The 15,777-nt window shown below is 64.8% G+C and carries 16 protein-coding genes; 11 read left to right on the forward strand and 5 right to left on the reverse strand.

What is annotated here, in order from left to right; genetic code table 11:
* Positions 1-165: 165 nt before the first annotated feature.
* The 10 genes from JOE31_RS11000 (at position 166) to JOE31_RS11045 (ending at position 10,294) form a co-directional block, all read left to right on the forward strand.
* Positions 166-1,530: an FAD-dependent oxidoreductase gene (locus tag JOE31_RS11000; protein WP_209744248.1), complete on the forward strand. Its 1,365-nt coding sequence runs from the start codon at positions 166-168 to the stop codon at positions 1,528-1,530.
* On the forward strand, positions 1,530-2,258 hold the full coding sequence (locus tag JOE31_RS11005; RefSeq protein ID WP_209744251.1) for a DUF1365 domain-containing protein: 729 nt from the start codon (positions 1,530-1,532) through the stop codon (positions 2,256-2,258). The genes JOE31_RS11000 and JOE31_RS11005 overlap by 1 nt, the downstream gene beginning before the upstream one ends.
* Positions 2,255-3,646, forward strand: coding sequence for a class I SAM-dependent methyltransferase (locus tag JOE31_RS11010; RefSeq protein ID WP_209744254.1), 1,392 nt, complete (start codon positions 2,255-2,257; stop codon positions 3,644-3,646). The genes JOE31_RS11005 and JOE31_RS11010 overlap by 4 nt, the downstream gene beginning before the upstream one ends.
* On the forward strand, positions 3,643-4,881 hold the full coding sequence (locus JOE31_RS11015; RefSeq protein ID WP_209744256.1) for a cyclopropane-fatty-acyl-phospholipid synthase family protein: 1,239 nt from the start codon (positions 3,643-3,645) through the stop codon (positions 4,879-4,881). The genes JOE31_RS11010 and JOE31_RS11015 overlap by 4 nt, the downstream gene beginning before the upstream one ends.
* A gap of 447 nt (positions 4,882-5,328) precedes the next feature.
* The gene (nrdH, locus tag JOE31_RS11020; protein ID WP_011692201.1) at positions 5,329-5,574 is read left to right on the forward strand and encodes a glutaredoxin-like protein NrdH; all 246 of its coding nucleotides are present in this window, start codon (positions 5,329-5,331) and stop codon (positions 5,572-5,574) included.
* Between the two features lie 51 nt (positions 5,575-5,625).
* Positions 5,626-6,114 (forward strand): class Ib ribonucleoside-diphosphate reductase assembly flavoprotein NrdI, encoded by a 489-nt coding sequence (gene nrdI / locus JOE31_RS11025; protein ID WP_209744259.1) that lies wholly within the window; start codon positions 5,626-5,628, stop codon positions 6,112-6,114.
* Positions 6,115-6,116: 2 nt separating this feature from the next.
* The gene (gene nrdE / locus JOE31_RS11030; RefSeq protein ID WP_374100835.1) at positions 6,117-8,300 is read left to right on the forward strand and encodes a class 1b ribonucleoside-diphosphate reductase subunit alpha; all 2,184 of its coding nucleotides are present in this window, start codon (positions 6,117-6,119) and stop codon (positions 8,298-8,300) included.
* A gap of 107 nt (positions 8,301-8,407) precedes the next feature.
* The gene (nrdF, locus tag JOE31_RS11035) at positions 8,408-9,382 is read left to right on the forward strand and encodes a class 1b ribonucleoside-diphosphate reductase subunit beta (protein ID WP_011692198.1); all 975 of its coding nucleotides are present in this window, start codon (positions 8,408-8,410) and stop codon (positions 9,380-9,382) included.
* Positions 9,383-9,537: 155 nt separating this feature from the next.
* Positions 9,538-9,792: a hypothetical protein gene (locus JOE31_RS11040; RefSeq protein WP_245199123.1), complete on the forward strand. Its 255-nt coding sequence runs from the start codon at positions 9,538-9,540 to the stop codon at positions 9,790-9,792.
* Positions 9,793-9,895: 103 nt separating this feature from the next.
* Positions 9,896-10,294 carry a VOC family protein gene (locus JOE31_RS11045; RefSeq protein WP_245199129.1) on the forward strand — a complete coding sequence of 133 codons (399 nt, stop codon included), beginning with the start codon at positions 9,896-9,898 and terminating at the stop codon, positions 10,292-10,294.
* Between the two features lie 98 nt (positions 10,295-10,392).
* Here the strand turns inward: JOE31_RS11045 and JOE31_RS11050 are convergent, their stop codons facing one another.
* The 5 genes from JOE31_RS11050 to JOE31_RS11070 all read right to left on the reverse strand — a co-directional run bounded on the left by JOE31_RS11050 (position 10,393) and on the right by JOE31_RS11070 (position 14,821).
* Positions 10,393-11,268 (reverse strand): SDR family oxidoreductase, encoded by an 876-nt coding sequence (locus tag JOE31_RS11050; RefSeq protein ID WP_307864403.1) that lies wholly within the window; start codon positions 11,266-11,268, stop codon positions 10,393-10,395.
* Entirely contained in the window at positions 11,265-11,663 is a 399-nt protein-coding gene (locus JOE31_RS11055) for a nuclear transport factor 2 family protein (protein ID WP_209744265.1), read from the reverse strand. The genes JOE31_RS11050 and JOE31_RS11055 overlap by 4 nt, the downstream gene beginning before the upstream one ends.
* A gap of 75 nt (positions 11,664-11,738) precedes the next feature.
* Entirely contained in the window at positions 11,739-13,331 is a 1,593-nt protein-coding gene (locus tag JOE31_RS11060) for an HNH endonuclease signature motif containing protein (RefSeq protein ID WP_209744268.1), read from the reverse strand.
* 77 nt (positions 13,332-13,408) lie between these two features.
* The gene (locus JOE31_RS11065; RefSeq protein WP_307864404.1) at positions 13,409-13,963 is read right to left on the reverse strand and encodes a DUF2087 domain-containing protein; all 555 of its coding nucleotides are present in this window, start codon (positions 13,961-13,963) and stop codon (positions 13,409-13,411) included.
* Positions 13,964-14,125: 162 nt separating this feature from the next.
* Positions 14,126-14,821: a maleylpyruvate isomerase family mycothiol-dependent enzyme gene (locus tag JOE31_RS11070; RefSeq protein WP_209744271.1), complete on the reverse strand. Its 696-nt coding sequence runs from the start codon at positions 14,819-14,821 to the stop codon at positions 14,126-14,128.
* Positions 14,822-14,939: 118 nt separating this feature from the next.
* On the opposite strand from JOE31_RS11070, the gene JOE31_RS11075 reads away from it, so the two are divergent.
* A complete protein-coding gene (locus JOE31_RS11075; protein ID WP_209744274.1) occupies positions 14,940-15,761 on the forward strand; it encodes an amino acid ABC transporter substrate-binding protein in 822 nt (273 codons plus the stop codon).
* Positions 15,762-15,777: the final 16 nt, after the last annotated feature.

Here is a 15,777-nt window from a genome sequence, read left to right on the forward strand (position 1 = left end):
GCCCCTCAGCCCCGGAATGTCGCGTCAGGCGGGCCGCGTTCATGGGGCAGAATCGCGTCAAGGCGCCCGGCTGGAATTCGTAGTCATCCGGGAACCCCTCGGTGACGAATTGCCCATAAGACGATTCATCAGGACGATTCAGGCGAAGCCAACAGGAGCAGATCAGTGTCGCAAGCAGCAAGCATTCCGGACGGCCGGCGGGTAGCCGTCATTGGCAGCGGCGTGGCAGGACTGACCGCGGCATATGTCCTGAACCAGCGGGACAACGTGACGTTATTCGAGGCGGACTCCCGGTTGGGCGGGCATGCCCACACCCACGATGTAGGGCAGGAGGGCGGCCCTGACCTTGGCGTGGACACGGGTTTCATCGTCCACAACGAACGCACCTACCCCACGCTCCTGCGGCTCTTCGCGGAGCTCGGCGTGGAGACGCAGGACTCCGAGATGAGCATGTCGGTGCGCTGCGACGGCTGCGGCCTGGAATATGCCGGCGCCCGCGCCAAGGGGCGCGGCATCATTCCCCGGCCGTCCACCCTCCTGCGCGGCCGGTACCTGCTGATGCTGCTGGAGGTGACACGCTTCCACCGCCGTGCCCGGGCTTTGCTTGCCGGGGCGTCCCGGAATGCGGCCGCCGGCGGGGAACCGGAACTGACGCTGGGGGACTTCCTCGCCCGGGAGAAGTTCAGCAACTACTTCATCTCGCACTTTATGACCCCCGTGGTGAGCGCCGTCTGGTCCTGCGACCCCGCCACGGCGCTGGCGTACCCGGCCCGCTACCTGTTCACTTTCCTTGCCCATCACGGGCTGCTCGGAGTGTCAGGCTCACCCCAGTGGCGGACGGTCAAGGGGGGCTCACGCACGTACGTGGATAAGCTGGCCGCGACGCTGACGGACATCCGGCTGTCCAGCCCGGTCACCTCGGTGCACCGCCGCGGTGACGGCGTTGAGCTGACCACCGCGCAGGGCACGGAATCTTTCGACGCCGTCGTGATTGCCACCCACCCGGCCCAGGCGCTGAGCATGCTCGCCGATGCCTCATCAGCCGAGCGCGAGGCGCTCGCCGGCATGCCCTACTCGGTGAACCAGACACTGTTCCACCGCGACGAAGCCGTCCTGCCGCGCAGCGCAAACGCCCAGGCGTCCTGGAACTACCGTCTGCCGTCCTGCGACGCACGTCCGGACAAGGTGCTGGTCAGCTACGACATGACGCGCCTGCAGCGACTCGAACCTGCCGACGGCGGACGCTACATCGTGAGCCTCGGGGAATCCGAACTCATCGCCGACGGGACGGTTCTGGACCGGATGGTCTACGAGCACCCGCAGTACACGCCGGATTCGCTCCGGGCACAGCAGCAGATCCTGGCCCTGGGGGACGAACACCTGGCCTTCGCCGGCGCGTACCACGGCTGGGGCTTCCACGAGGACGGTGCCCTCTCCGGCGTGAAAGCGGCTGCCCGGCTTGGCCGGAACTGGGAGGAGCAGCCGGTTTCCGGTCCAGGCTTGCAGAGCGTTGCCGCGGAGGTCGCCTGATGCAAGGGGCAGCCATCTACCGTACGTCCATAGCCCATGTGCGGCGCACACCCCTGCAGAATGCCTTTACCTACCGCAGCTACAGCTGGTACGTCGACGTCGACAGGCTTCCGTTACTTCCGTGGCCGCTCCGGCCGCTGGCCGGTTTTCGCGTCTCGGATCATCTTGGCGACCCGGCCGGCTCGCTCCGGGGCAATGTCGAACGGTTCCTGCGGACCCGGGGAATAGAGCTCGACGGCGGCAGGATCACCATGCTGGCCAGCGCCCGGGTTTTCGGCCACGTGTTCAACCCGCTCAGCCTGTTCTGGTGCCATGACGCCTCCGGCGGCCTGCGCTGCGTGGTTGCGGAGGTCCACAACACCTATGGTGAACGGCACTGTTACCTGCTCGAAACAGACCATTCTGGCAGGGCCAGCGTTCCCAAAGCGTTCTACGTTTCCCCGTTCAACGACGTCGAAGGCCAGTACCGGATGAAACTTCCGGAACCGGGGGAGCGGCTCGCAGTATCCATCGTGCTGGAGCGCGAAGGCCAGAAGCCCTTCGTGGCAACGGTTGACGGCGAACGCCGCGAGGCATCGGTGCCGAACATCCTCTCCGCCGCGCTAGCGGTTCCGCTGGCGCCGCTCCGAGTGTCTGCGCAGATCCGCTGGCAGGGCATCAAACTTTGGGCGCGTCGGCTGCCCATCATCAAACGACCACAACACCCTTCACAGGAGGCAGTACAGTGACCATCACCGAAGCTACCGGATCCGCAGCGGGGCGCGGACAGGGCGAAGGCCACGCAGGCCGGGTTCCGTACTCGGTTCCACAGCCGCCCGTCACTATCGACGCCGCCATCTGGCCCAGCATCGCCACCACGCCTGACAGCCTCAAGGCACGGGTGGCCGGGCGGATTGCGGACGCCATCTTCAGGGCCGCCGTCCGTACCCTGCCGCTGGAAGTCCGGTACCCGGACGGCACCGTCCTCGGCAAAGCGGCGTCCGATCCGGCACCCGGCAATCCGTACCCGGTCATGACCATGAACCGGCCGGAGGCTTTCGCTGCCCGGCTGGGCGACGGCGGGCTGATCGGACTCGGCGAGTCCTACATGGCCGGCGACTGGGACGCCGACGATCTCACCGCCGTCATGGAAGTCTTCGCGGCCCGCGTCGGGACCCTCGTGCCCGAGCCCTTGCAGAAACTGCGCGCACTCTACCTGCCGCGCCAGCCGCGCAGGGAACGGAACACCGAACAGAACACACGCTCCAACATCTCCCGGCACTACGATCTCTCCAACGAACTGTTTTCCTCGTTCCTGGACAGCACCATGACCTACTCCAGTGCGCTGTTCCCGGAACGGGGCGACTCCCTGCGGACGGTGGCCTGGGACGGTTTCGCCGCCGCGCAGCAGGCGAAGATCGACCGGCTGCTGGACAAAGCCGGCGTCGGCGAGGGGACGCGCGTGCTGGAAATCGGCACGGGCTGGGGCGAACTCGCGCTGCGTGCTGCTGCCCGCGGCGCCACGGTGTATTCGGTCACGCTCTCCAGCGAACAGCAGGAACTTGCCCGCCAGCGCGTGGCCGAGGCCGGCTACGCCGATGCCGTCACCATTGAGCTCAAGGACTACCGGGCGGTGGAAGGCGAGTACGACGCCGTTGTCTCGGTGGAAATGATCGAGGCCGTCGGCTACGAATACTGGGCCACCTACTTCCAGACGATCGAGCGCGTCCTGGCACCCGGCGGGAAGGTGGCCATCCAGGCGATCACCATCGCGCACGACCGGCTGATCGCCACCCGGACAAGCTACACCTGGGTGCACAAGTACATCTTCCCCGGCGGCGTCATTCCATCCGTCCGGGCCATCGAGGAAATCACCGAGAAGCAGACCGGGCTCCGGGTCCGCGAACGCCTCGCCATGGGCGAGCACTATGCGCAGACCCTGCGGCTCTGGGAGGAACGCTTCATGTCCCGCGCCGACGAGGTAGCGGCCATGGGGTTCGATTCGATCTTCCAGCGGATGTGGCTGTTCTACCTCTGCTATTCCAGGGCAGGCTTTGAGACGGGCTACCTCGACGTCCAGCAGATTGTCCTGGACCACGCAGCATCCAGGCGTGCGGCCGGCGGAGCCGCAGTATGACGGCTCCGCTCGCGGACACCATCGCCGAGGTCCTGCGCCCGGTGGTCGGCGGGGAACTTCCCGTCCGGCTCAAGGTGTGGGACGGCAGCGAGGCGGGCCCGGCCGACGCTCCGGTAGTGCGGCTGAAGGATCCCGACGCCATCCGCCGGCTGCTGTGGGCGCCGGGGGAGCTCGGGGCAGCCCAGGCGTACGTCACCGGCGAACTGGACGTCGACGGCGACCTGAACTCAGCCCTGGAACACCTCTGGAAGGTGGTCCGCGAACGAGGACTCTCCGGGATCCGGCCCACGCCTGCCGTCCTGGCAGGCGTGGGCAGGATCGCAAAGGCGGCAGGTGCCATCGGCACTCCGCCGCAGCCGCCCGCCAGCCAGGCCCGGGTGAAGGGAAAGCTCCACAGCCTCCTCCGGGACCGGGCGGCCATCAGCCACCACTACGACCTCAGCAACGAGTTCTACGGCCTCATCCTTGATCCCCAGATGGCCTACTCGAGCGCGTACTGGACGGACTCCTCCGAGAACTACGGGCTGGAGGACGCCCAGCGGGACAAGCTGGACCTCGTCTGCCGGAAGATCGGGCTTAAGCCCGGCATGCGCCTGCTCGATGTCGGCTGCGGCTGGGGTTCGCTGAGCCTGCACGCAGCACAGCACTACGGTGCCGACGTCGTGGGTGTCACGCTTTCCACGGAACAGAAGGCCTTCATCGACGCCCGGATCGGCGAACGCGGACTGGAAGGCCGTGTGGACATCCGGATCCAGGACTACCGCGAGATCCCGGACGGGCCGTTCGACGCCGTCGCCTCCCTGGAGATGGGCGAACACGTGGGCCAGCGCAACTACCCCGTGTATGCAGCTGCGTTGTTCAATAACGTCGTTCCCGGCGGGCGCGTTCTGGTCCAGCAGATGTCCCGGCGCGGAAAGCACCCCGGGGGAGGGCCGTTCATCGAATCCTTCATCGCACCGGACATGCACATGCGCCCGGTCGGCGAGACCCTCGGTTTCCTGGAGGATGCCGGCTTTGAGGTCCAGGCCGTGGAGGCAATGCGGACGGACTATGTGCGCACCCTTGAGGCCTGGTACGCCAATTTCGAGGCGAACCAGGAAGCCGCCGTCGACATGATGGGGGAGGAGATAGCGCGCGTCTGGCGGCTCTACCTCGTCGGTGCCCTGCGCAGCTTCGCTGAAGGCAGGATGGGCGTGGAACAGATTCTCTGCAGCCGGCCGGCTCCGCGCGGCTGAGCCCGACACCGTCCGGCGGGTCGGCTCTGGCCGCCACGCAGTTCCTTTCATCACATCGGGGGTCCTGAAAAAGGTTTCAGGACCCCTTTTGTGTGCCCTCCGACACGCCTGCCGCGCGGCGGCGACACGCCGTCTACGGCGCGACACGCTGGGGGATTAATTGTGGCTAACTCCTCCACAGGGTGTGGATTTCGTCCATTAAAACAGCTGAAACACGGACATTTTTCAGCCCCTGGCCTGTGGATTAACGGTGCATTAAATGACATACTTGTAATACATCATGTTGGGGTCCACATCGGGGCCGTGCACTACATGTAGTATCGACATACAGATTGAGCGGGACGCAGGACCGGCATCGAGCAGGGGTTTCAGATCCGGGCAGTGTCTACCGCAACGATGATCCAGAGACTTCAAAAAGCAGTGACTTCAACAAAGGGGACAGGAACCATGACCGTTACGGTTTACACGAAGCCGGCCTGTGTTCAGTGCAACGCAACATATCGCGCGCTGGACAAGAAGGGCATCACCTACCAGAGCGTCGACATCTCCCAGGACGCGGATGCCCTCGAGCGGCTGAAGGCCCTCGGCTACATGCAGGCTCCCGTCGTGGTCACGGACCAGGATCACTGGTCAGGCTTCCGCCCGGACAAGATCGAGGAGCTGGCGCTGAGCGCAGCCGCCTCAGTGGCCTAGGCGCCGCCCGCCGCTTCCGGCAAAGAACTTTACGTAGATGAGGTGACTCCCATGGCAGCGCCGGCACTTGCCGATGCGCCGCTCGCAGCAGATGCTGTGAATACGACGCCCATGAACCGGACCTCCAGTCACCTCATCTACTTTTCCTCGGCTTCCGAGAATACCCGGCGCTTCATTGAGAAGCTCGGCCGGGATGCAGCCCGGATTCCCCTGCATCAGCGTGAAACTGAACTCGTAGCTACCGAACCCTTCGTCCTGGTGGTTCCCACCTACGGAGGAACGGGCGGCGAGGGTTCAGTGCCGAAACAGGTGATCCGGTTCCTCAACAACCCGCAGAACAGGGCTCTGATCCGCGGGGTGATCGGCGCAGGAAACACGAATTTTGGGGACAACTACTGCATGGCGGGCGACATCATCGCCTTCAAATGCCAGATACCGCACCTCTACCGCTTCGAACTCATGGGGACGCCTGAAGACGTCCGCCTGGTAAACCAAGGATTGGACAAGTTTTGGACACTACTGTCGCAGACACAGAAGTAACCATGCCTGAGGGTCAGGGTCCCCGCGCGGGGGCCGCCGTCGAGAAGACCGCAGAGAAGCCCGCGCTGCCCGCCGCCTACAAGGGGCTGGGCTACCACGAACTGAACGCGATGCTGAACCTGTACGGACCGAACGGGGAGATCCAGTTCGAGGCGGACCGCGAGGCCGCGCACCAGTACTTCCTGCAGCACGTGAACAACAACACCGTGTTCTTCCACGACCTGGAAGAGAAGCTCGACTACCTGGTGAAGAACCAGTACTACGAGCGCGAGACCCTCGACCAGTACACGATGAACTTCATCCGTGAACTCTTCAACCGCGCCTACAAGAAGAAGTTCCGCTTTGAGACCTTCCTGGGCGCGTTCAAGTTCTACACGTCCTACACGCTGAAGACGTTTGACGGCAAGCGCTTCCTGGAGCGCTACGAGGACCGCGTCTGCATGGTTGCCCTGCACCTGGCCCGCGGCGACGAGCAGCTTGCCCTGCAGATGGTGGACGAGATCATCGAGGGCCGCTTCCAGCCGGCCACCCCCACGTTCCTGAACGCCGGCAAGAAGCAGCGCGGCGAGCTCGTCTCCTGCTTCCTGCTCCGCATCGAAGACAACATGGAGTCGATCGGCCGTTCCATCAACTCCGCCCTGCAGCTGTCCAAGCGCGGCGGCGGCGTGGCGTTCGCGCTGACCAACATCCGCGAAGTCGGCGCGCCGATCAAGCAGATCGAAAACCAGTCCTCCGGCGTCATCCCCGTGATGAAGCTCCTCGAGGACAGCTTCTCCTACGCCAACCAGCTCGGTGCCCGCCAGGGTGCCGGCGCGGTGTACCTGCACGCCCACCACCCGGACATCTACCGGTTCCTGGACACCAAGCGGGAAAACGCGGACGAAAAGATCCGCATCAAGACCCTCTCACTCGGCGTCGTGATCCCGGACATCACTTTCGAGCTGGCCAAGCGGGACGAGGACATGTACCTGTTTTCCCCGTACGACGTCGAACGCGTCTACGGCATGCCGTTCTCCGATGTCTCGGTCACCGAGAAGTACTACGAGATGGTGGACGATTCCCGGATCAAGAAGACCAAGATCAAGGCGCGCGAGTTCTTCCAGACCCTCGCCGAGATCCAGTTCGAATCCGGCTACCCGTACATCATGTTCGAGGACACCGTGAACCGGGAAAACCCGATCGACGGCAAGATCATCATGTCCAACCTGTGCTCCGAGATCCTCCAGGTTTCGCAGCCCACCACGTACCACGATGACCTGTCCTACGACCAGACCGGCAAGGACATCTCCTGCAACCTGGGCTCGCTGAACATCGCGAAGACCATGGATTCGCCGGACTTCGGCCTGACCATCGAGACGGCCATCCGCTCGCTCTCGGCTGTGTCGGACATGTCCAACATCACCTCGGTGCCGTCCATCGCCCGCGGCAACGACCAGAGCCACGCCATCGGCCTGGGCCAGATGAACCTGCACGGCTACCTGGCACGTGAGCGGGTGCACTACGGTTCCGAAGAGGGCCTGGACTTCACCAACATCTACTTCTACTCGGTGGTGTACCACGCGGTCCGCGCCTCCAATAAGCTGGCCATCCAGACAGGCCAGACCTTCGGCGGCTTCGAGAAGTCCAAGTACGCCTCGGGCGAGTTCTTCGACAAGTACACGGAGCAGGAGTGGGTGCCTCAGACCGCCAAGGTTGCGGAGCTGTTCAAGAACATCCACATCCCCACCCAGGATGACTGGCGCGAGTTGAAGGCGTCCGTCATGGAGCACGGCATCTACAACCAGAACCTGCAGGCCGTTCCGCCGACGGGCTCGATCAGCTACATCAACAACTCCACCTCCTCGATCCACCCGGTCGCGTCCAAGATCGAAATCCGCAAGGAAGGCAAGCTGGGCCGCGTGTACTACCCGGCGCCGTACCTGACGAACGACAACCTGGAGTACTACCAGGACGCGTACGAGATCGGCTACGAGAAGGTCATCGACACCTACGCCGCTGCCACGCAGCACGTGGACCAGGGCCTGTCCCTGACGCTGTTCTTCAAGGACACCGCCACCACGCGCGACATCAACAGGGCCCAGATCTACGCCTGGAAGAAGGGCATCAAGACCATCTACTACATCCGTCTCCGCCAGCTTGCGCTGGAAGGGACCGAGGTGGAGGGCTGCGTCAGCTGCATGCTGTAACCCCCGTGGTCGAGCCTGTCGAGACCATAGCTTGAGTACGACGGCGGGCGCCCGCCCGCCGTCGTACGCTTTAACTTAGAGAAACCACCCAACGTTTAGGGGATGACATGACCGAGAAGGTCAAGCTGCTTAGCCACGTCGAGGCCATCAACTGGAACCGCATCCAGGACGACAAGGACGTGGATGTCTGGAACCGCCTGGTCAACAACTTCTGGCTGCCGGAGAAGGTGCCGCTGTCCAACGACGTCCAGTCGTGGGCGACGCTGACGCCGGACGAGCAGCAGCTCACTATGCGCGTGTTCACCGGCCTGACCCTGCTGGACACCATCCAGGGCACCGTTGGCGCCGTCTCACTGATCCCGGACGCGATCACCCCGCATGAAGAAGCCGTGTACACGAACATCGCCTTCATGGAGTCCGTGCACGCCAAGAGCTACTCATCCATCTTCTCCACGCTGGCCTCCACCAAGGAGATCGACGAGGCGTTCCGCTGGTCCACCGAGAACGCGAACCTTCAGAAGAAGGCGCAGATCGTCATGGACTACTACCAGGGTGACGACCCCCTGAAGCGCAAGGTGGCTTCCACGCTTCTGGAGAGCTTCCTGTTCTACTCGGGCTTCTACCTGCCGATGTACTGGTCCTCACGGGCCAAGCTGACGAACACGGCAGACCTGATCCGCCTGATCATCCGCGATGAGGCCGTGCACGGCTACTACATCGGCTACAAGTTCCAGAAGGGCCTGGAGAAGGTCTCCGAGGAGAAGCGCCAGGAGATCAAGGACTACACCTTCGAACTGCTCTTCGAGCTGTACGAAAACGAAGTCCAATACACGCACGACCTCTACGACTCCGTCGGCCTGGCCGAGGACGTCAAGAAGTTCCTGCACTACAACGCCAACAAGGCCCTGATGAACCTGGGCTACGAAGCCATGTTCCCGGCCTCCGTCACCGACGTGAACCCGGCCATCCTCTCGGCCCTGTCCCCGAACGCTGACGAGAACCACGACTTCTTCTCGGGCTCGGGTTCGTCTTACGTGATCGGCAAGGCTGTCAACACCGAGGATGAGGACTGGGACTTCTAAGTCTTCTTGTTCTTCGAGGTTCAGCCGACCTCCCTTGAAAGCCGCGCCGCATCCTGTGGCGCGGCTTTCTTGCGCGACCGCACACCACAATGTGTCGAGGAGAGTATCCTTTTCGTGGTCGCCGCCCACGCGCGTCTCCTGTTCCGGAGCCACTCTTGACGCTTGCCGGACTGGCCTTCGTTGCGTACGCCGTGGTCTTCCTTGACATCAGCCATCTGCACATTGCGCTCAGCGGCTTCATCTCTGTGACAGGACTGGCCATCGCGGGCCTGTCCTGGTGCGGGGTGGGCCGAGGTGAACGGTGGGCCTTCGCAACAGCCGTTATGGTCCCGACCGTCGGGCTCGCAGTGGCCCTCCCCGCCCATTACCCGTGGGGTCTGGCCACGCTTGGGCAGCTGGGCCCGGTCTAACCTCACTGTCCTGATTTTCCTGGCTGGGGCCGGGGCCGCCTACAGGGGGATGCGAAGCCCTGCGATGAACCGGGCTGCCGGCGATGGTGGAGGTGAGTCAGACATGACTGAACGGACCTACCCGCAGGGCGTCCCATGTTGGATCGATACCGGGCAATCTGACGTCGAGGCCGCCGCAGAGTTCTACTTAGGACTCTTCGGCTGGACATTCGAAGACGTCACGCGGCCGGGAGTACCGGGCCGTCACTTGATAGCAAAGCTCAACGGCCAGGACGTCGGCGGGTTGGCCAGCACCCAGGGCGGTGCCGCGGTGTGGAGCACCTACATAGCCGTCGAGGACGCGGATGTCGCAGTGCAGCGGTCGGTTGCTGCCGGTGCCGCGGTGCGATCGGCGCCTGCCGATGCGGGCGAAGGCGACGGAAGTGCGGTGCTGACCGATGCCGGCGACTGGGCGCCCAGGTCCTCCGCCAAAACGAAACCAAGTGGACGCTTACAGTACTGATCCGGGACCCCCAGGGAGCGGAGTTCACTGTCAGCCAGTTCACGCCCCCGTCGGGATGAACCGTCCTGCACAAATGCCGCAAGGGTGACCCGGCCTGGTCAGCCCTTGGAGTCCGTGTCGAGAACGGTGACGTCCAGGGGCATGCGCTTGGCGCGGCGGAGGCGTCCGGAGACTAAATTGCGCACCCCGCGGGTCACCATGTTCGTCTTGGTCAGATACCGGAACTCGCCTGCGTCCGACGTTACGAGGTCCAGAAGCGGGCGCGCGGCTTCGTCGGGCGTCTGCCCCCATAGTCCGACGACGACCTGCAGGCCGCCCAGTCGATGCTCATACCCCGGCTGGGTCGTAACGTGCCCCAACATGTCTGTCACCACCAGGCCCGGGTTCATGCCATGCACCCGGACGCCGGTGCCTCGGGTCTCCAGCCGCAACGTCTCGGTGAACTGGCGGACCCACCGCTTACTCGACGCATACGCGTTCTGTAGCGCCACCGGCCCCTGGTCGCCTTGGCCGTACACGTTGACAAGGTCGCCGCGGCCTTGGCCGAGGAAGACCGGCAACGCAACCCTGGACCCGTGGAACGTGCCGAGGATGTTCGTACGAACCACCCGCGTGAAGTCGTCGACCGGCGTGGACGCCGTGGGCCCGAAGACACCGGAGACTCCGGCATTGTTGACCCAGATGTCAAGCGTCCCATGGTTTTGGGCCTCGTCGCGCAGGGCCTCGACGTCGGCCAGGTCAGCAGTGTCGCAGCGACGTCCGGACGCCGCGATCCCTTCCGCGTGCAGGATCTCGACGGCGGCCGCGACGTCGACGTCCGACCTGGATGCCAGCACCACAGTTGCGCCGTGATGGCCCAGCAGACGGGCCATCGCAAACCCCAGACCGCGTGTCGAGCCCGTCACGACGGCTACGCGTCCGCGGAAGACTCGTCGTTGCAGGGACACTTCCGGGGTGCCGTTAGCGGTTCTCACTCGGTCACGGTGTCGGCGTGCCGATGCGCCACCTTCCATCCGCCGTCTTCACGGCGGTAGACCTGGGTGGCGCGCAGGGTGTAGCTGCGCGGCTGACCGTCCACGGAGGTGGAGACATGCTCCAGGCCGGCGGTGTATGCCATGGCGCCGGCCACGTCATAGGCCTGTAATTCGAAACTGTAGGACGTGCAGTTGGAGAAGGACTTCTCCAGGGCGGCGAAGGCTTCTTCAATCTCCTCACGGCCGTACGCATTGCGCCATGCGCCCAGGATGCTTACGGGTTCATTCCGGGACCATAGTGCCCGCCGGGGTGTCGCATCGCCGTCATGAAGCGCCCGTTCCGCTTCGTGCAGCGCGGACTTAACCCAGGCTAAGAAATCTTCGGCGTCGGTCATATCTCAGTATGCATCCGGGCCGGGGCATTGCACAGTGCGTCGAGGGGCGCGCAGAAACGGCACCAAGGTGGTCGATCAGACCCGTTGGAGCATGAGCTCTTCAGGGAGGAAGTGGTCCAAGGGCATTGGCCACGGCATATCGTCAACGGCTGGGGCGGGGAGCCGGTACGCGGACGTGAATAAGTGCCATTCCGGGAAGGGATCCTGCGGTAGTGCCGAGTCGGATTCCGGGAGTGCGTCCCCGATCATCAGGTTGTCCGGCCATCGGGGTGGCTCCCAGTCCTGGTGTTCACTGGGGTAGTGCCGCCCTGCCGGCGAAGTCCACCCGGGCGGGTTGTCCTTGCTGGCACCGGCTGGTGTCCAGGCAGAGCTGTGTTTGAGGCGGTGGTGCTTGCGGCATGGCTGGCCCAGGTTGGAGATGCCGGTGGTGCCGCCGTCGGCCCAGGCCAGGAGGTGGTCGGCTTCGTTGTCCAGTGACTGGTTGCTGCAGCCGGGGAACGGGCATCTGCCGTCGCGGAGGCGGAGCCACTGACGTTGGGCCTTCGTGAGCCGGTAGCTGGTCCGTCCGATTTCCAGCGGGGCACCGTCGCGCGGGTCGACCAGGACGCGGTGGAAGGAATCGGCGCCGTCGGCGATCAGGCGGCGGGCCGTGGACGGCGGGATCGGCCCGTACCCGTCCAGCATGGCCGGTTCATCCGTGGCGCCCAGCATTGACAAGACCGGGACAGTGATGAGGACCTGCGCCCTCGGGGACGGGACGTCTCCGGCCAGTTCCCCACCCAAGCCGGTGCCGCCGTCGGCCGTTCCGTCAGCGGTTCCGCCGCCGATGGCGTGGCCGCCGAGGAGCCACGTGGCGGCGATGTCGGCGCGGAGCTGGGTGAGGGTCCTGGCCTCGTCCGGGCTTTGCAGGGAGCGCGCGGCGGCGGTGGTCCGTTCCCAGATTCCCGCAGCTGTGTCGGCGGGAAGGTAGGCGGAGAGCCATGCCATGCCGTCCCGGTCCGGGTGGTACTCGCCCCGCCGGTCCCCGGCACTCTTGGTGTGGCGTGTTTCGATGCTGACCGGGTGGTGGCGTTCCCGCCAGGTGCGTGCCTTGGCCCGGAAGCGGGACGGGACGAGGTCCCCGGCTGTGCATCCGCGGGCGGGGTTGGGGGCTTCGGGATTCAGGAAGTGCGCTTCCAGGGCGGCCGCTCCGGCGGGATCCAGGCTGGTGGTTTCGTCGACGATGATCCGGGCGTGCTGCCAGGAGATCTTCCCGGCCCGCAGTGCCGCCAGCGTCAGCGGGAGCGAGGTTGTCAGTGCCAGGGAGTCGGACAGGAGGGCTCCGGCGGAACGTTCGCTGACGGTCAGGACGCAGGCGACCTCGGCAACGGTGGCCATCTCCTGGGCGGTGCGGTCCTGCAGGGATGCCGCCGGTGATGCCAAAGCCCTGGTTGCCTCCACATAGTCGGCAGCCAGCCTGACTTTCAGCGCGGCGGTCCGGGCTTCCAGCCGGGCCAATTCGGCGAGTCCGTCCAGGCAGTCATCTGCCAGATCCCGCAGCGGATCGGTGCCGGGCGGACCGGCCCGGTCCATGCCGGTTTCGATAATGGACGAAAGCGCAGCAGTGGAGGCCAGGACGGCCGCCATGGCCTCCCTCATCTCCCCGCTCCAGGCTGTGCTGCTGTCCATACCCACAGCATCTCTGGAGCCACTGACATTATTGATGCGGCTGCTGGAACCGCCATCAGCCGTTGCCGCCCTAGGCGTTATGTTTCCTTCGGCCGGTAATAGGAGGACCCCGAAGGGGTCCGTTCCAACAGGCCGAAGTCGACCATGTAACGGCGCAGCAGCACGACATCGTCCGTATAACTGAGAAGCCGTTCATTGACCTGTCGTTCCGATAGGTCTTCGTCGGGCCTGATGGAATTGCTGAGAATCCAGGCGAGGAGCTCCCGTCGTTCCGCCTTGTTGGCCGGATACCGCTCGATCCTGCCCAAGCGCAAAAACCGGTCCAATCCGGTCTGCGGCTGTCGCCGGGGTTGTTGCGTGAGAAGGCGGCGGAAGATCGCCCCGGAAGCCTCCAGCTCGCCGGCAGCGTTGGGTTCGACGAGCCCGGACTCGAGCAGGGCAGTAACGGCCCGGTTTCGCCGCTGTTCGTTCAGATCAGCGATCGCTTCCGGGAGCTTGGCGCCGAGCACTACTTGAGCGTAAGCCGTCCGTGCATCATCGTTGCCGAGGGCTGCCAGCACCCGCCGCCAGTGCGGTCCGCCTTGCCTCGCTGGCCCGCTCCCGCCATCATCCCCGCTCTGCGTCTTGACCACCTGTACTCCTAGCCGCGTGCTTGGTTACCCTGCAAGATCGTAGCCTCCGTCCGACTGTGACCGACAGGGACTGCGGGCGGGCGCTGGCTGCGCCGCATCGAAAGGCTGTTTCCCCGGCCCTGAACCGGCACGACGGCGGCCGTTGGCGGGGGGACGGCCCGCTCACGGTGTGAGCGGCCCCCGGAGGACGCGAAGCGCAAGGTCTGCGTCGCCGTCGATGATCGCCCCGTCTTTGAGGCTGGCCCTGCCCCAGAGGCCGAAGTACATGTCCGCTACCGACGCGGTGACAGACGCCGCCGCGGTACCGCTGCCCACCGTCCACGCGCCCGCCCCCGCCACATGGAACGCGACCGCTTGCTCCGGTGGCTGCATCCGCTCCAATCGCAGCTGTCGCGGGGTGAATATCGACAGGACCTCGTCGGCGCCGTCGAGCATGAAGTCCGCGGCGGGAACCGGCGCAGCAAGTCCGGACGCCCGGCTGGCGTCGATGAGGTGGATGGCATGCTCGTGCGCCTGGCGTCTAAGCCAGAAACCCGCCGTGCGTGGCGGAGGTCCAAAGTTCCAGCACGGTGCCGCGGGCTCAAGGGACGCCATCGTCTCTAAGAACGGTTCAGTGCCCTCGATGAACCATGCGGCGGCACCCGCGGCCGGGGGTGCCGGCTCGTCAACGTAATTCCCGCCACGAACCACAGCGGCAGCCCAGCGTTCGATGGAACCGAGGTGCCCGAAAAGCTGTTCGAGTGTCCAGCCGGGGCACGCCGGAACGGAACGGGACAGCACATCGTCGGGCTGGCGGGCGAGTGCCGTGAGACTGTCCAGGAAACCGGCCAGCTCGGCGAGGTAGCGATCGGGCGACATGACATGAGCCTACGGGGCAACTGTTCTCCCCAAAAGCAGATCTTGCTATCGTCGGAAGTGGACTGCCGGCGTGTGGTACAGCTGGCGAGCCCTTCCGGCTACAGGACGAAGGTTCAGCATGAAGCGCACACGCCTTTCCGCTCTCGGCCTCGTTGCAGCGGCAGCCCTTGCCTTGGCCGGCTGCGGGTCCGGGTCCACCACCCCGTCCGGCTCGGCGCCGACGGGCGGCGCGGACACCTCCCTGAGTGACGTCAAGAGCGCCGGCGAGCTCAAGATCGGCACGGAAGGCACCTACAAACCCTTTTCCTTCCACGCTGAGGGCAGCGGCGAACTGACCGGTTACGACGTCGAGATCATCACCGCCGTCGCCGGGAAGCTCGGGGTGAAGCCCTCCTTCCAGGAAACCCAGTTCGACGCCATCTTCGCCGGCCTGGAGGCCAAAAGGTTCGATGTCGTGGCCAACCAGGTTTCGATCACCGACGAACGCAAGGCGAAATACGAATTCTCCGCGCCGTACACGGTGAGCACCGGCGTTATTGTCACCAAGGCCGATGACGGCAGCATCAGCTCCTTCGACAGCCTCAAGGGCAAGACCACTGCGCAATCGCTGACCAGCAACTGGTACAAACTGGCGCAGGAGAGCGGCGCCAATGTTGAGGCCGTGGAAGGCTGGGCGCAGGCGGTCACGCTACTCAAACAGGGACGCGTCGACGCCACCATCAACGACAAACTGACCTATCTGGACTACCAAAAGACCGCGAAGGACAGCGACATCAAGATCGCCGCCGAGACCACGGACAAGTCGCTCAGCGCCCTCGCCTTCCGCAAGGGGTCAACGAGCCTGGCCGAGGCCGTGAACAAGGCCCTCAACGAGCTGCAAACCGACGGCACCCTGACCAAAATTTCGCAGAAGTACTTTGACGCGGACGTTTCGAAGTAGCCACGTGGAAGCCGGC

Source organism: Arthrobacter sp. PvP023 (assembly GCF_017832975.1).
In the GTDB taxonomy this organism is placed as follows: Bacteria; Actinomycetota; Actinomycetes; order Actinomycetales; family Micrococcaceae; genus Arthrobacter.

Excerpts from the sequence above, each read along its gene's own strand:
- JOE31_RS11005 (WP_209744251.1), top strand. The coding sequence starts at position 1,530 with ATGCAAGGGGCAGCCATCTACCGTACGTCCATAGCCCATGTGCGGCGC.
- JOE31_RS11015 (WP_209744256.1), top strand. The coding sequence starts at position 3,643 with ATGACGGCTCCGCTCGCGGACACCATCGCCGAGGTCCTGCGCCCGGTG.
- nrdH (WP_011692201.1), top strand. The coding sequence starts at position 5,329 with ATGACCGTTACGGTTTACACGAAGCCGGCCTGTGTTCAGTGCAACGCA.
- nrdI (WP_209744259.1), top strand. The coding sequence starts at position 5,626 with ATGGCAGCGCCGGCACTTGCCGATGCGCCGCTCGCAGCAGATGCTGTG.
- nrdE (WP_374100835.1), top strand. The coding sequence starts at position 6,117 with ATGCCTGAGGGTCAGGGTCCCCGCGCGGGGGCCGCCGTCGAGAAGACC.
- nrdF (WP_011692198.1), top strand. The coding sequence starts at position 8,408 with ATGACCGAGAAGGTCAAGCTGCTTAGCCACGTCGAGGCCATCAACTGG.
- JOE31_RS11045 (WP_245199129.1), top strand. The coding sequence starts at position 9,896 with ATGACTGAACGGACCTACCCGCAGGGCGTCCCATGTTGGATCGATACC.
- JOE31_RS11055 (WP_209744265.1), bottom strand. The coding sequence starts at position 11,663 with ATGACCGACGCCGAAGATTTCTTAGCCTGGGTTAAGTCCGCGCTGCAC.
- JOE31_RS11060 (WP_209744268.1), bottom strand. The coding sequence starts at position 13,331 with ATGGACAGCAGCACAGCCTGGAGCGGGGAGATGAGGGAGGCCATGGCG.
- JOE31_RS11070 (WP_209744271.1), bottom strand. The coding sequence starts at position 14,821 with ATGTCGCCCGATCGCTACCTCGCCGAGCTGGCCGGTTTCCTGGACAGT.
- JOE31_RS11075 (WP_209744274.1), top strand. The coding sequence starts at position 14,940 with ATGAAGCGCACACGCCTTTCCGCTCTCGGCCTCGTTGCAGCGGCAGCC.